The organism is Micromonospora sp. NPDC049048, from assembly GCF_043197615.1.
Classification (GTDB): Bacteria; Actinomycetota; Actinomycetes; order Mycobacteriales; family Micromonosporaceae; genus Micromonospora.
Window position 1 is genome coordinate 120,862 of sequence record NZ_JBICTM010000008.1, and the last position, 12,445, is coordinate 133,306.

Consider the following 12,445-nt stretch of genomic DNA (forward strand, 5'->3'; position numbering starts at 1 on the left):
GCGGCTCGCCGGTGCGCCCCGCCATGCTGTCGCCCTTCGACGTCGCGCTGGGTAGAGTTCGTGATCCGTGCGACAACAGGTGCGAGGTGACGCGATGGCGGGCAGGGGCGGAGCGGAGAACGGCGACGCGCCGGCGATCCAGACCGTGCAGCGGGCCGCGACCATCCTGCAGGCGTTCTCGGCTGAGCGGCCTCGGCTCACCCTGGCCGAACTCACCGCCGACCTGAGGATCAGCCGGGCGACCGCCCACCGGTACGCCCGGGCGTTGCGCGCGGCCAACCTGCTCCGGTTCGACCTGGCCACCACCACCTACACGCTGGGCCCGCAGATCCTCGCGATGGAGGCGGCGGCCCGGGCGGCCCTGCCGATCGTCACCGCCGCCGAGCCCTACCTGGACCGACTGACCGGGCTGACCAACCAGAGCACGGTGCTCAGCGTGTGGAACGGGGAGAGCCCGACGGTGGTGCGGTGCATGGACAACACCAACGGTGACGTGCGGCTGAGCGTCCGCACCGGAACGCCGCTGGACCTGACCCGCTCGGCGCAGGGCCGGGTGTTCTGCGCGTACCTGTCGCCGGCCGAGACGCCGACGGTGGCCCGGCAACTCCGCCTGTCGAAGGAGTTGCGCGCGGTGGTGGAGCAGGTCCGCCGGGACGGGTACGCGGTCAACTCTCCGGAGGATTTCGGGGTACGGGTGCTGGCGGCGCCGGTGTTCGAACGTACCCAGGTGGTGGCGGCACTGGCCGTGCTCGGCACCAGCGTGGCGTTGGCCGGCGCGGCCGAGGTCGCCGTGCTGCGCCAGCTGCGGCAGGTGGCCGGGGAGCTGTCCGAGGAACTCGGCGCGGTGGGCGACTGACCGGTCGCGGCGTCCGGCCCGCGCGTCCCGGGGCGGTTACGCCTGGGGCGGGTGGCCGTTGCCGTTGACGCTGCCCAGCTCGGCGGTGACGACCGTGGCGGTCCGTTGCAGGGCGGTGGCGAGCAGGCTGTCGGTGCCCTCGGGGACCGAGGTGGTGGTGCCGACGATGGCCATCGCGGCGATCAGGGTGTTGCTGCGGAAGATCGGTGCGGCGATGCTGCGGACCCCGTTGACCGAGGGGGTGTTCGCTGAGATACCGGTACGCTTGATCTTGGCGATCTCGCGGCGCAGTTCGGCGGAGGCGGCCAGATCGTCGGCGAGGCCGGGCACCTCGGCCTCGGGCAGGAAGGCGCAGAAGACCCGCCCCTGCGCCGACTCGGTGCGCGACAGCCGCGAGCCGGTGCGGACGCTGACCCTGATCACCCGGTCGGTGTTGTCGTCGGCGCGGACCACCACGGCGGTGTCGCCGTCCCAGACGCTGAGCACCACCGTCTCGTCGATCTCGCGGACCAGTTGCTGCATGTGCGGCCCGGCGATGCTGATGACCGGCATCGCCGCCCGGGCGGCGGAGGAGAGGGTGAGGATCTGCGGACCCAGGGAGTAGAGCCCCTCCCGCTCGTCGTAGCGCAGCAGGTTGCTCTCGCGCAGCGCCTTGGTGTAGCGGTGCGCGGTGGCCTTGCTGGTGCCGAGGCTGGCGGTCAGCTCGTTGAGGCTGAGTCGCGGGCGGGCCGCAGTGAACGTGTTGAGGATGACCGCCGCACGTTGCACGGTCTGGATCGCCGGAGCGCTCTGGTCCGAGGTCTTCTCCGACGGAGGGCTGCGATCCGCCATGGGGGTTCCTTCTTGCGTAAGCTGAGACAGCATCATGGCATATGGTACCTCACTCTGTCGATGGGGTGTGGTATCGCACCGCGATCCCCGCGTACGCACGGGCGAAGCGTAGTAGTTCGGTCACCGCGTACCGGTCCCGGCGCGGGTCCCGCGGGTCCCCACCCAGCGGTGCCGGGCCCAGCCGGACGGTGGGCACGCCCCGACCGCGTAGCACCACCCCGTCGGTGGAGCCGGTCCAGCCCTGGATCGGAGCCGGTGGCGCCCCGTGCACGGCCAGCCAGACCGCGTGCGCGTGCCGGCTGACCGGCGCGTCGTCCGGCGTGGCGGCGGCCTCGTGCACCGCCCAGCCGTCCACAGTGAGCCGGCAGTCGCCCAGCGGGGTGTGCCGCAGCGCGTCGGTGAGCAGGTCGCGCAGCGTGGCGGTGATCGCCGCCGGGTCGTCGCCGGGCACGGTGACCAGGTACAGGTGCAGATCGAGTTGGCCGGGCAGCAGATCGGGTTTCCCGGGCCGGCCGGCGCGGATCGAGCCGACGCCGACCTCGGCGCCGACCTGGTCGGTGCGCCCCGCCCGCTCGCGCAGGTGCTGGCGGCGAAACGCCTCCAGCGCCGCCAGCACCGGTCCGAGATGCAGGATCAGGCCACCCGGGGGCGCCGCGGTGTCCCGCGCCAACGCCGGGTGGTGGCGGGTGGCCAGCCGTACCCGTAGGAACATCGCCCCGGGCTCGGCGGTGAGAATGCCGGGCGGGCCGCTCTTGGCCACGACGGCGGCGGCCGGTGCCGGCCGGTGGTCGAGGTGGTGCGCGACGCCGCCGGGGACCGGGCCGGTGGGGTGGTTGCGGTGCGTGCCGGCGGCGGCGAGCAGCAGGGTCAGCCGGTGCGCCTGCCCGGCGGCCCGCAGGGCGTACGCGGCGGCGGTGAACCCGACCAGGGCGGCTGCCGCGGCGGCGCGGGCGACGCCCAGGCCGAAGCCGTCGACCACCTGCTCCGGGTCGGCGGGTGCGGGTCGCCGCAGCGCGGGGACCGGGTCGGGGCGGCCGGTGATCGGCTCGTCGAAGGCCGCCGCTCCGGTGAGCGAGGTGTCCAGGTGCGAGTAGAACAACAGCTCGGGGGGCCCGGAGCCGAGGGCGGAGCCGGCGACCAGGTTCGCGCTGTCGGGCAGCGCGTCGCTGACCGGCAGCGGCTCGACCTGCCAGGACAGCTCGGGCCAGCGGGCGGCCGCGTACGCGGCGAGGCGTTCGGCAGTGGCCCGCTCCCGCCCGTACGGGCTGGGCTCGGCGGCCAGCACCGCGAGGGTGTCCAGGATCGCGTCGCGGTCGATCGCGTCGTCGACGGCCCGAAGCAGTGCCGCCGGTGTCTCCCTGACCATGGCCACCCTTCCCGCCGGTTCCTCTAATTCAAGATGACATCTCGTATGTTGACATAGCCCGTCCGAGGTCTCTAGCGTGGCGTGACATCAGCGACACCGCTATTCATGCCGAACCCGCAGGTCTCGAAGGCGACCGGGCGGCAGGCGGTGCGACAAGCCACCGACACGCGGGAGGACCGATGGCCTACGTGGTCACCGACGAGTGTGTGGACGTGCAGGATCGGTCCTGCGTCGAGGAGTGTCCGGTCGACTGCATCTACGAGGGCGACCGGATGATGTACGTCAACCCCGACGAGTGCGTCGACTGCGGGCGCTGCGAACCTGTCTGCCCCGTCACCTCGATCTACCACTTCGACGACCTGCCCACCGACAAGGCGCACTTCGGCCCGATCAACGCCGAGTTCTTCCTCGAGATCGGCACCCCCGGCGGGGCGCGCAAGATCGGCCGGGTCGGCCGGGACCACCCGGCGATCACCGAGAGCGCCACCTGATGGCCGGGCAGATCGAGGTCGACCTCGCCGTCATCGGCGCCGGGCCTGCCGGCCTCTACGCGACCTACTACGCCGGGTTCCGGGGCATGAGCGTGGCGGTCATCGACTCGCTGCCCGAACCCGGCGGCCAGATCGCCGCCCTGTATCCGGAGAAGGACATCTTCGACATCGCCGGCCTGCCGGCGATCAAGGGCCAGCAGCTCGTCGACGCGCTGCTCACCCAGGCCGCCACCGCCAAACCGACGTATCTGCTCGGGGAGAGCGCCGTCGACCTGACCCCCGGCGACGACCACGCGCTGATCGGCACCGACGCCGGCAGCCAGGTCCGGGCCAAGGCGGTGCTGCTGACCGCGGGCATCGGCACCTTCACCCCCCGCGAACTGCCCGTCGGCAGCGAGTATCTCGGCCGGGGCCTGCGCTACTTCGTGCCCCGGCTGGAGGACCTCGCCGGCCAGGACGTCGTCGTGGTCGGCGGCGGCGACTCGGCCGTGGACTGGGCCCTGGCGCTGGAGCCGTACGCGTCCAGCGTCACCCTGGTGCACCGCCGCCCGCAGTTCCGCGCCCACGAGCGCAGCGTCACCATGCTGGAGCGCTCCAGCGTGCGCATCCGCACCCCGTACGAAGTCGTCGCGGTCACCGGCGAGCCGACCGTCACCTCGGTCACCATCGCCGAGGTCCGCGGCGAGGGCCGGGAGGAACTGCCCGCCCAGGCGGTGGTCGCCGCGCTCGGTTTCATCGCCGACCTGTCCGCGATGGAACGCTGGGGCCTGCGGATGCGCCGCCGGTACATCGAGGTGGACCGGTCGATGCGCACCAACCTGCCCCGCGTCTTCGCCGCCGGGGACATCACCGACTACGACGGCAAGGTACGGCTGATCTCCGTCGGGTTCGGGGAGGCCGCCAGCGCGGTCAACAACCTCGCGCCACTGGTCAACCCGGGACTGAGCACCGTTCCCGGGCACTCCTCGGACGCCGCGTGAGCGCCCCCGTCGCGGACGTCGCGCCGCGCCGCACCGCCGGCCCGCACCTGCTCGCCACCCGGCGCGGGATGGCCCGTCTCGCCGACGACGGCACCGCCGAGCTGCTCGACCTGCCGTACCCCGACGTGGCCGCGCTGTTGCGCGCCGGCGCCGGGCTGACCCCGGCCGCCGAGGCCCCGGCCCTGGACCGGCTGCCCCTGGACACGCTCGCCGGGGACCTCGTCGCACCGTTGGGCAGCACCCGCGCGATCTGGGGGGTGGGCCTGAACTACCACTGCAAGGCCCGGCTCACCGGGCGGGGTGTCCCCGAACAGCCGCTGCTCTATCTCAAGGCCGCCAGCGCCGGCTGCGGCCCGGACGCGGTGGTGCCGCTGCCCACCTCGGTCAGCGCCCAACCGGACTACGAGGGAGAGGTCGCCCTCGTCATCGGCACGCGCATGCACCACACCCCGCCCGAGCTGGCCTGGGCGCACGTCGCCGCGATCACCGCCGCCAACGACCTCACCGCGCGGGACGTGATGAAGGCGTTGGGGAACCCCACCCTCGCCAAGAGCTTCCCCGGCTTCGGCGCGCTGGGCGCCTCCGTGCTCGACCTGTCCGCCGTTCCCGACCGCGACGCCATCACGGTGCGGACCACGGTCAACGGCGAACTGCGTCAGGAGGCGAGCACCGCCGACCTGATCTTCCCGGTGCCGGAGCTGCTCGCCTGGATCTCCCGGCACGCGGTGCTGGAACCCGGTGACGTGGTACTGACGGGCACTCCGGCCGGCACCGGACAGGACCTCGGCCGCTTCCTCACCCCGGGTGACCTGGTCGAGGTCACCGTCGGTGGGGTGCTGCCGCTGCGTACCCGGTTCCGCGCCGAAACCCCCGACCCCGACACCGCGCCACCGACCGGCGTCCTTCCCGCGGCGTGATTCGCCGCCGATTCCGAGAGTGAGACCAACCTGATGACCGAGAACTCCCCCCGGTACGACCTGGTGCTGGCCGGCGGCGCGGTGTTCGACGGCGCCACCGGCGACAGCCGGACCGCCGACGTCGCGATCGTCGGTGACCGGGTCGCCCGGATCGCCCCCGGCCTGGCCGCCGCGGGCACTGAGGTGATCGACTGCACCGGCCGGTACGTGCTGCCCGGCCTGATCGAGGCGCACACGCACATCTTCGCCGAGGTGTCCAAGGTGGGCGCCCCGCCGGACGAGGCGCACCTGCGCCGGGGCGTCGTGGCCGCCTGCGACGCCGGCACCGTCGGCGCCTCCACGTTCGCCGCCTTCGAGAAGTACGTCGCAGCCCCGGCGCAGCTCCGACTGGTGAATTTCCTCAACGTCTCCGTGCTGGGTCTGATCGACTTCCGCTTCGGCGAGCTGATGAACCCGGGGACGCTGGTGCCGGAGGACGCCCTGGCTGTCGCCGCGGCCAACCCGCACCGGGTACGCGGCTTCAAGATCCGGCTCTCCGAGGACGTCGTCGGCCTGGAGTGGCGGCCACTGCTCAAGCGCTCCCTGGCGCTGGCCGCGGAGGCCGGGCTGCCGCTGATGGTGCACATCGGGGAGACCCCGGAGCCGCTGCCGGTCATCCTGAACGAGCTGCGGCCCGGCGACGTGGTGGCGCACTGCTACACCGGCAAGCCGTACGGCATCCTGCGTGACGGCACCGTCCTGCCCGAGGTGTACGCCGCCCGCGAGCGCGGGGTGCTGTTCGAGTCCGCGCACGGCAAGAGCAACCTCAGCTTCGCCGTCGCGAAGCCCGCCATCGAGCAGGGCTTCCTGCCCGACGTCATCACCTCCGACACCAGCGCCCGCAACTGGCGTGGCCCGGTGTTCGACCTGGTCACCAGCATCTCCAAGCTGCGCGCCCTGGGCATGACCATGGCGCAGATCGTGCCACGGGTGACCTCGGCGCCGGCCCGGCTGCTCGGGTTGGACGCCGAGGGCTACGGCAGCCTGGTCGAGGGCGGGCCCGCACACGTCACCGTGCTCGCCGACGCCGAGGAGGCGGTACTGCCGGACGCGGCCGGCAACAGCATGCCCGCCGTACGGCTGGAGCCGGAGGTGGTGCTGCGCGCCGGAGCGCGGATCGCCACCGTGCCGTGGCGCGGCCTGCCGGCGGATGGCGCGTGAGTCGACGATGACCGCGCGCGACCCGCTCGGGACGCACCGGGCCCGCCGCCGACTGCGCATGGCGCTGCGCGACGGCGGGCCACTGGTGGGCACCTTCCTCAAGCTGCCCGGCGCCGACCCGGTGGCGCTGGCCGCCCGGTCCGGGCTCGACTTCGTCGTGGTCGACCTGGAGCACTCCGCGCTCGACGAACGCACCGTCACCGGCCAGCTCCGGCTCGCCGCGACGTCAGGCCTGCCCGCGCTGGTACGGGTGCCGTCGGTGGATCCCGGGCAGGTCAACCGCCTGCTGGAGGCCGGCGCGGTCGGCGTGCAGCTCTCCACCGTCCGGGCCAGTGCCGAGACGCGGGCGCTCGCCGACGCCGTCCGGTACGCCCCGGTCGGCCGTCGCAGCATCAGCCTGGCCCACCCGGTCGCCGGGTACGGCGACGGCGGGCTCGACGCCTACCTGGCGGCCGAAGCGGCCGACCCGCCGCTGCTGGTCGCCCAGATCGAGACCGCCACCACCGACGACCCGCTGTCGCAGCTGCTGGCCGGCGTGGACGTCGCCTTCGTCGGCACCACCGACCTGACGGTGAGCCTGGGCCTGTCCGCCCGCGACGACCCGGCGCCGCTGCTGGCCCGCACCGGGGAGGTGGCCAGGGCGGCCGGCGCCGCCGGTGTTGCCCTGGGCGGGTGGGTGTCGCGGCACAGCCCCGAGGCCCTGGCCCGGTACGGCCTGACCGACGCCCGGTACCTGGTCGTCGGTTCCGACCTGCAGCTGCTCGGCGCCGGCCTGCGTGGCCTGGTCGGGCGGTCCTGAACCCGTGGAAGGGGACTGACATGCTCAATCCGCAGCTCTACCGCACATCGGTGAACTGGGACGACATCCCGGCCACCGACGTGCGCCCCGGCGTGCGCCGCAAGGTGTACGCGACCGACGAGGTGCTCTTCGCCTGGCACGAGCTGGCCGTCGGGATGGACCTCAACCCGCACCACCACGACGACTTCGACCAGCTGGTGCTGATCCTGGGCGGTCGGTGCAACTACTACGTCGACGACGTGGCGCACCCGATGGGGCCGGGGTCGATGCTGCTGGTGCCCCGGGGCGCCGTGCACTACATCGAGCCGACCGAGGGGCCGTGCATCAACGTGGACGTCTTCGCTCCGCCGCGGGCGGACTTCCTGCCGTACGCCTGGCGGCCAGGGCAGAGCTGACCGGGCGGCGGCCCGCTCGCCGGGCACCCGCGGACCGGTGGCGTGGGCACGGACGGCGCCCTGGTCGGCACGAGCCGGGTCGCGGCGGTGACGGTCGCTCCGGAGGGCGCGACGGTCGCCGTGCCGTGCCCGGTCGGGCGAAACATGCCGGCTAGGCGTGGCGTGATGAGCTACAGACGGTAACTGAACTGACATAAGACCTGCTCTTGACAGGTGACAGCCTGCAATAGGAGCATCAGAGCGCGAGATGCTGTCTCGCATAACGTAGAAGGCGGTGGGTGATGACGCAGCAGTCGCCGGTACGCCCGCACGGCGAGCCCGGTGCCGGTGCGATGATCGACGAGGACTGGAACGCACTGCGGTTCCGGGTGCACCGTTCGGCGTACCGAGACCCGGCGGTGTTCTCCGCGGAGGTCGCCACCATCTGGGGGCGCACCTGGCTCTACCTCGGTCACGATACGGAGATCCCCAATCCGGGCGACTTCAAGACCCGGACCCTGGGCGGACGACCGTTGATCTTCGTCCGGGACTCGGACGGGAAGGTGCGCGCGTTCCTCAACTCCTGCCCGCACCGGGGCACGGTGCTGTGCCGTCACAACGAGGGCAACGCCAAGTTCTTCCAGTGCTTCTACCACGCCTGGGCGTTCAGCAACTCCGGTGACCTCGCCGCGCTGCCGGGCGACGAGGCGTACCCCGACGACCCGGCCTTCCGGGCGTCGATGTCGCTGCGTGAGGTGCCCCGGCTGGACATCCACGAGGGCTTCGTCTTCGTCTCCTTCACCGCGAACGTGCCCGACCTGCTCACCCATCTCGGCCCGGCCGCGCACTACATGTCGCTGACCGCCAAGATCGGCGAGCAGGGCTTGACGACCCTGCCCGGCGTGCAGCTCTACAGCGTCAAGGGGAACTGGAAGCTGGGCGTGGAGAACGCCATGGACGGCTACCACTTCGCGCCGACCCACAACACCTTCGTCGGCTACCTGCGGGAGACCGGCTTCGCCGTCACCGACGACGACCAGTACGCCTACGACCTCGGCGGCGGCCACGGTCTGCTGGTGCTGACCGGGCACAACGGCCGCATCGGCATGGTGTGGGAGCCGCGCTTCGGCGACGAGGAGAAGGTCCGCACCGACGCCAAGCGCCGCGAGATGGAGGCCCGGCTCGGCCCCGAACTGGCGGCCGAGGTCGCCGACGCCAGCCGGATCCTCTACGTCTTCCCCAACCTGTTGCTGTTCGACCTGGAGGCGCTGACCATCCGCCAGCTCGAACCGGTCGCCGCCGACCGCACCGACGTGCGGGCCTGGCAGTTCGTTGAGGTCGGCGAGCCGGAGTCGGTGCGCGCGCTGCGGATCAAGACGATGGTCAGCTTCGTCGGCCCGGGCGGCCTGGCCACCCCGGACGACATCGAGGCGTACGAGGCGGTGCAGCGCGGCATCGTGGCCACCGCCGACGCGACCGACCCGGACCACGACTGGAGCGACATGTCCCGGGGCATGGCCAACGAGAAGCAGGGCAACCAGGGACGATCCATCGACGAGGGCGCCATGCGCAGTTTCTGGCGGCACTGGGCCGACCGGCTGAACATGCCCACCAGCGTCGTCGGCACACCCCCGGCCGGCCCGCCGAAGCCCGGGCCGAGCGCGCAGCTGTCCGGCGCCGGTGCGACGACGGAAGGGGCGTGAGCGCGATGTCGTCGACACCCGTCAGCCGCAGGGGAGTGGTCAGTGTGGGATCGCGTGAGGTGACCCGGGCGGAGGTGGAGGACTTCCTCTACCACGAGGCGCACCTGCTCGACACATGGCGCCTGGACGAGTGGTTCACCCTGTTCGAGGAGGGCGGCCGGCTGGAGGTGCCGACCACCGACTGGGCCGGCTGGGCCGCCGACACCGCCGGCTACTTCGTCTGCGACGACTACGAGCTGATCCAGGCCCGGGTCAAGCGGCTGAAGAGCCGCAAGGCGCACGCGGAGAACCCGCACTCGCGTACCCACCGGATGGTCTCCAACGTGGTCCTGCTGGAGGCCGGCGAGGAAACCATCTGGATCAACGCGAACTTCGTCATCCACCGCTACCGCGACGGCGGCGCCTACACCTACGTCGGCCGCTACGAGCACGTGCTCAAGGTCGATCCCGACGGGCTGCGGTTCCGGGCCCGCCGGGCGGTGCCGGTGATGGAGTCGATGGACCCGGGCGCGCGTCTGAGCTTCATCCTCTGACCCGGAAGGCACCTCCGATGATCACTCACATGCTGGTCTTCCGGTTCCGCGACGACCTGCCACCCGGCGCGGCCGAGTCGGTCCTGGCCGAGCTGGAGACCTTCCCCGACCGGTACCCGGCGATGCGCAACTGGCGTAGCGGGATCAACATCAGCAACCGGGACACCACCATGACCCACGGCTTCGTCGTGGAGTTCGACACCGAGCAGGAACTGCTCGCCTACCTCACCAGCGAGTCGCACGAGCGGTTCGTCCGGGAACGCTGGCGCCCCGTCATCGAACGCCAGGCAATCGTCACCCTCCCCGGGACCGGGGACGCGTCACGCACCGAGAGGAGTCGCTGATGTCCACCGAGGCCGCCACCCGCCGCCGTGGCCCGTACGGGATGGAGTACGCCCGAATCGAGGTGCCGGACCTGGCCGCCTCCATCGAGTTCCTCCAGTACCACGTCGGCCTGCAGTTGGAACAGCACGACGACGAGTACGCGTTCCTGCGCGCCGACATCGAGCACCACAGCATCGAGCTGGTGGCCGCTCCGCAGCGCGAGGTCTCCTGGACCACCGCGGTCGGGTTCAGCGTCGAGTCCGAGGCGGTGCTGGACGACCTGCGGGAGCGGGTGACCGCCGCCGGCCACGAGATCCTGGAGCTGGCCGACCGGGTCAAGGGGCTGGTGCAGGCCGGGTTCGCCGTGCGCGACCCCAACGGGCTGATCGTGGAGCTGTTCACCGAGTTCGTCGAGTACGCCGAGCCGCCACTGATCGAGCTGCGCCCGCTGGACCTGGTGCACCCGTTCCTCGCCACCGACAAGTACGAGGAGACCCTGGACTTCTACTCCAACGTGCTCGGGTTCCTCGTCTCGGACCACGTCGGCGACGTGACCGTCTTCCTGCGCTCCGAGGACCGCTACCACCACAGCCTCGCCCTGCAGCGCAACAAGGAGTTCTACGTCGCGCACCTGTGCTTCATGATGAAGAGCTTCGACCACGTGATGCGCGGCCGGGCCCGGGCCCAGTACAAGAAGGTGCCCATCGCCTCCGACCTGGTCAACCACTCGGCCTCGACGTCGATCGCCTTCTACATGCACGACGTGCGGCACGGCCCGCGCTACGAGCTGTGCGACCGGCACCGGGTGTTCACCCCCGAGGAACACGAGACGCACCGCGCCCGGCGGATGGCGGTGGACCCGCGCAACATCGACGTGTGGCGCCCGGCCGCCGACGACTGGGGACGCTTCTGAGCCGCGGTCCGTGGAGCGGCTCGTCCCCCCGGTAGGCGACGGCGTGGACATCCGTCGACGGATGTCGCCTGCCGTGCGGGGGCCCGTGCCTGGGCCGGTCGACGAGTTCCTGCCACGAGCACATCCACGTCGGGCGACCCGCCTCGACCGTCACGGCACCGCTCACCACAGAGCCGGACGCGGCACCACCCGCGTCCGGTGCGGCGGGAGGCCGCGCGGAGAAGGACCCACACGGCGGGTGTCGCGCCGCGCGGCCCACCCGGGCCGCCACGATCGAGGTCAGCCCGCTTGATCCTCAACCTCCGAGGGGCCTGTGGAGGCCCTGACCGATCACGGAAACAGCCCGACAGGAGTACCGGTGGACAAGGTCATCGCGAGTGCGGCCGAGGCGGTCGCGGACATCCCCAGTGGTTCCACGCTGGCAGTCGGTGGTTTCGGGTTGTGCGGAATTCCGTCGGTGCTCATCGAGGCCCTCCTCGACGTCGGCGTCACGGATCTGGAAGTGGTGTCGAACAACTGCGGTGTCGACGACTGGGGCCTGGGACGTCTGCTGAACGCGAAGCGGATCCGTCGGATGGTGTCCTCCTACGTGGGGGAGAACAAGGAGTTCGCCCGGCAGTACCTGTCCGGCGAACTCGAGGTCGAACTCAACCCGCAGGGCACGCTCGCCGAGCGGATGCGGGCGGGCGGGTCCGGGATCGCCGCGTTCTTCACCGCGACCGGTGGCGGCACCCAGATTTCCGAAGGCGGCCTTCCCTGGCGCTACGACAGCGAGGGCAACGTCGTCACCGCGTCGCCTGCCAAGGAGACCCGCGAGTTCGGTGGCCGTGAGTATGTGCTCGAGGAGGCGGTCGTCGCCGACTTCGGGCTGGTACGCGCCTGGAAAGGCGACCGGCACGGCAACCTCGTCTACAAGGACTCCGCACGTAACTTCAATCCGCTCGCCGCGATGTGTGGCCGCGTCACGATCGCCGAGGTCGAGCACCTGGTCGAGCCCGGCGACATCGACCCCAACGACGTGCACACCCCGGGCGTGTTCGTCCAGCGGGTCGTCGCCCTCACGCCCGAGCAGGCAGCCGACAAGCGCATCGAGAGGGTCACCGTCCGCTCCCGGTGAAGGAGGCGCCGGGCGGTGGCGCCCGTCGCCGTACCCACCGC

14 protein-coding genes are annotated in these 12,445 nt (G+C 71.8%); 12 read left to right on the forward strand and 2 right to left on the reverse strand.

Features of this window, described 5'->3' with window-relative positions:
• The first annotated feature begins 94 nt into the window (after positions 1–94).
• Complete coding sequence (locus ACGFIG_RS24300) at positions 95–856, forward strand: IclR family transcriptional regulator (protein WP_393006494.1); 762 nt, start codon at positions 95–97, stop codon at positions 854–856.
• 36 nt (positions 857–892) lie between these two features.
• On the opposite strand, the gene ACGFIG_RS24305 is transcribed toward ACGFIG_RS24300, so the two are convergent.
• Both ACGFIG_RS24305 and ACGFIG_RS24310 read right to left on the reverse strand, forming a co-directional pair.
• Positions 893–1,687, reverse strand: coding sequence for an IclR family transcriptional regulator (locus ACGFIG_RS24305; RefSeq protein ID WP_393006496.1), 795 nt, complete (start codon positions 1,685–1,687; stop codon positions 893–895).
• A gap of 49 nt (positions 1,688–1,736) precedes the next feature.
• A complete protein-coding gene (locus tag ACGFIG_RS24310; protein WP_393006498.1) occupies positions 1,737–3,053 on the reverse strand; it encodes a hypothetical protein in 1,317 nt (438 codons plus the stop codon).
• A gap of 179 nt (positions 3,054–3,232) precedes the next feature.
• Here ACGFIG_RS24310 and fdxA point away from each other — a divergent pair, with 179 nt between their 5' ends.
• From fdxA to ACGFIG_RS24365, 11 genes are all read left to right on the forward strand, one after another.
• Positions 3,233–3,544, forward strand: a complete 312-nt coding sequence (gene fdxA / locus ACGFIG_RS24315) for a ferredoxin (protein WP_393006500.1) — start codon at positions 3,233–3,235, stop codon at positions 3,542–3,544.
• On the forward strand, positions 3,544–4,524 hold the full coding sequence (locus ACGFIG_RS24320) for an NAD(P)/FAD-dependent oxidoreductase (protein ID WP_393006502.1): 981 nt from the start codon (positions 3,544–3,546) through the stop codon (positions 4,522–4,524). Before fdxA ends, ACGFIG_RS24320 begins: the two co-directional genes overlap by 1 nt.
• On the forward strand, positions 4,521–5,441 hold the full coding sequence (locus ACGFIG_RS24325; protein WP_393006504.1) for a fumarylacetoacetate hydrolase family protein: 921 nt from the start codon (positions 4,521–4,523) through the stop codon (positions 5,439–5,441). Before ACGFIG_RS24320 ends, ACGFIG_RS24325 begins: the two co-directional genes overlap by 4 nt.
• 33 nt (positions 5,442–5,474) lie before the next feature.
• Positions 5,475–6,641, forward strand: a complete 1,167-nt coding sequence (locus ACGFIG_RS24330; protein WP_393006506.1) for an amidohydrolase — start codon at positions 5,475–5,477, stop codon at positions 6,639–6,641.
• A 7-nt stretch (positions 6,642–6,648) separates the two neighbouring features.
• Positions 6,649–7,440 carry an HpcH/HpaI aldolase/citrate lyase family protein gene (locus ACGFIG_RS24335; RefSeq protein WP_393006508.1) on the forward strand — a complete coding sequence of 264 codons (792 nt, stop codon included), beginning with the start codon at positions 6,649–6,651 and terminating at the stop codon, positions 7,438–7,440.
• 20 nt (positions 7,441–7,460) lie between these two features.
• Positions 7,461–7,835 (forward strand): AraC family ligand binding domain-containing protein, encoded by a 375-nt coding sequence (locus ACGFIG_RS24340; RefSeq protein WP_393006510.1) that lies wholly within the window; start codon positions 7,461–7,463, stop codon positions 7,833–7,835.
• 281 nt (positions 7,836–8,116) lie between these two features.
• Entirely contained in the window at positions 8,117–9,517 is a 1,401-nt protein-coding gene (locus ACGFIG_RS24345; protein WP_393006512.1) for a Rieske 2Fe-2S domain-containing protein, read from the forward strand.
• Positions 9,518–9,561: 44 nt separating this feature from the next.
• The gene (locus ACGFIG_RS24350) at positions 9,562–10,050 is read left to right on the forward strand and encodes an aromatic-ring-hydroxylating dioxygenase subunit beta (RefSeq protein ID WP_393006514.1); all 489 of its coding nucleotides are present in this window, start codon (positions 9,562–9,564) and stop codon (positions 10,048–10,050) included.
• 17 nt (positions 10,051–10,067) lie between these two features.
• A complete protein-coding gene (locus tag ACGFIG_RS24355; protein ID WP_393006516.1) occupies positions 10,068–10,394 on the forward strand; it encodes a Dabb family protein in 327 nt (108 codons plus the stop codon).
• A complete protein-coding gene (locus ACGFIG_RS24360; RefSeq protein ID WP_393006518.1) occupies positions 10,394–11,287 on the forward strand; it encodes a VOC family protein in 894 nt (297 codons plus the stop codon). Before ACGFIG_RS24355 ends, ACGFIG_RS24360 begins: the two co-directional genes overlap by 1 nt.
• Positions 11,288–11,645: 358 nt before the next feature.
• Positions 11,646–12,404: a CoA transferase subunit A gene (locus ACGFIG_RS24365; RefSeq protein WP_393006520.1), complete on the forward strand. Its 759-nt coding sequence runs from the start codon at positions 11,646–11,648 to the stop codon at positions 12,402–12,404.
• The last annotated feature ends 41 nt before the right edge of the window (positions 12,405–12,445 follow it).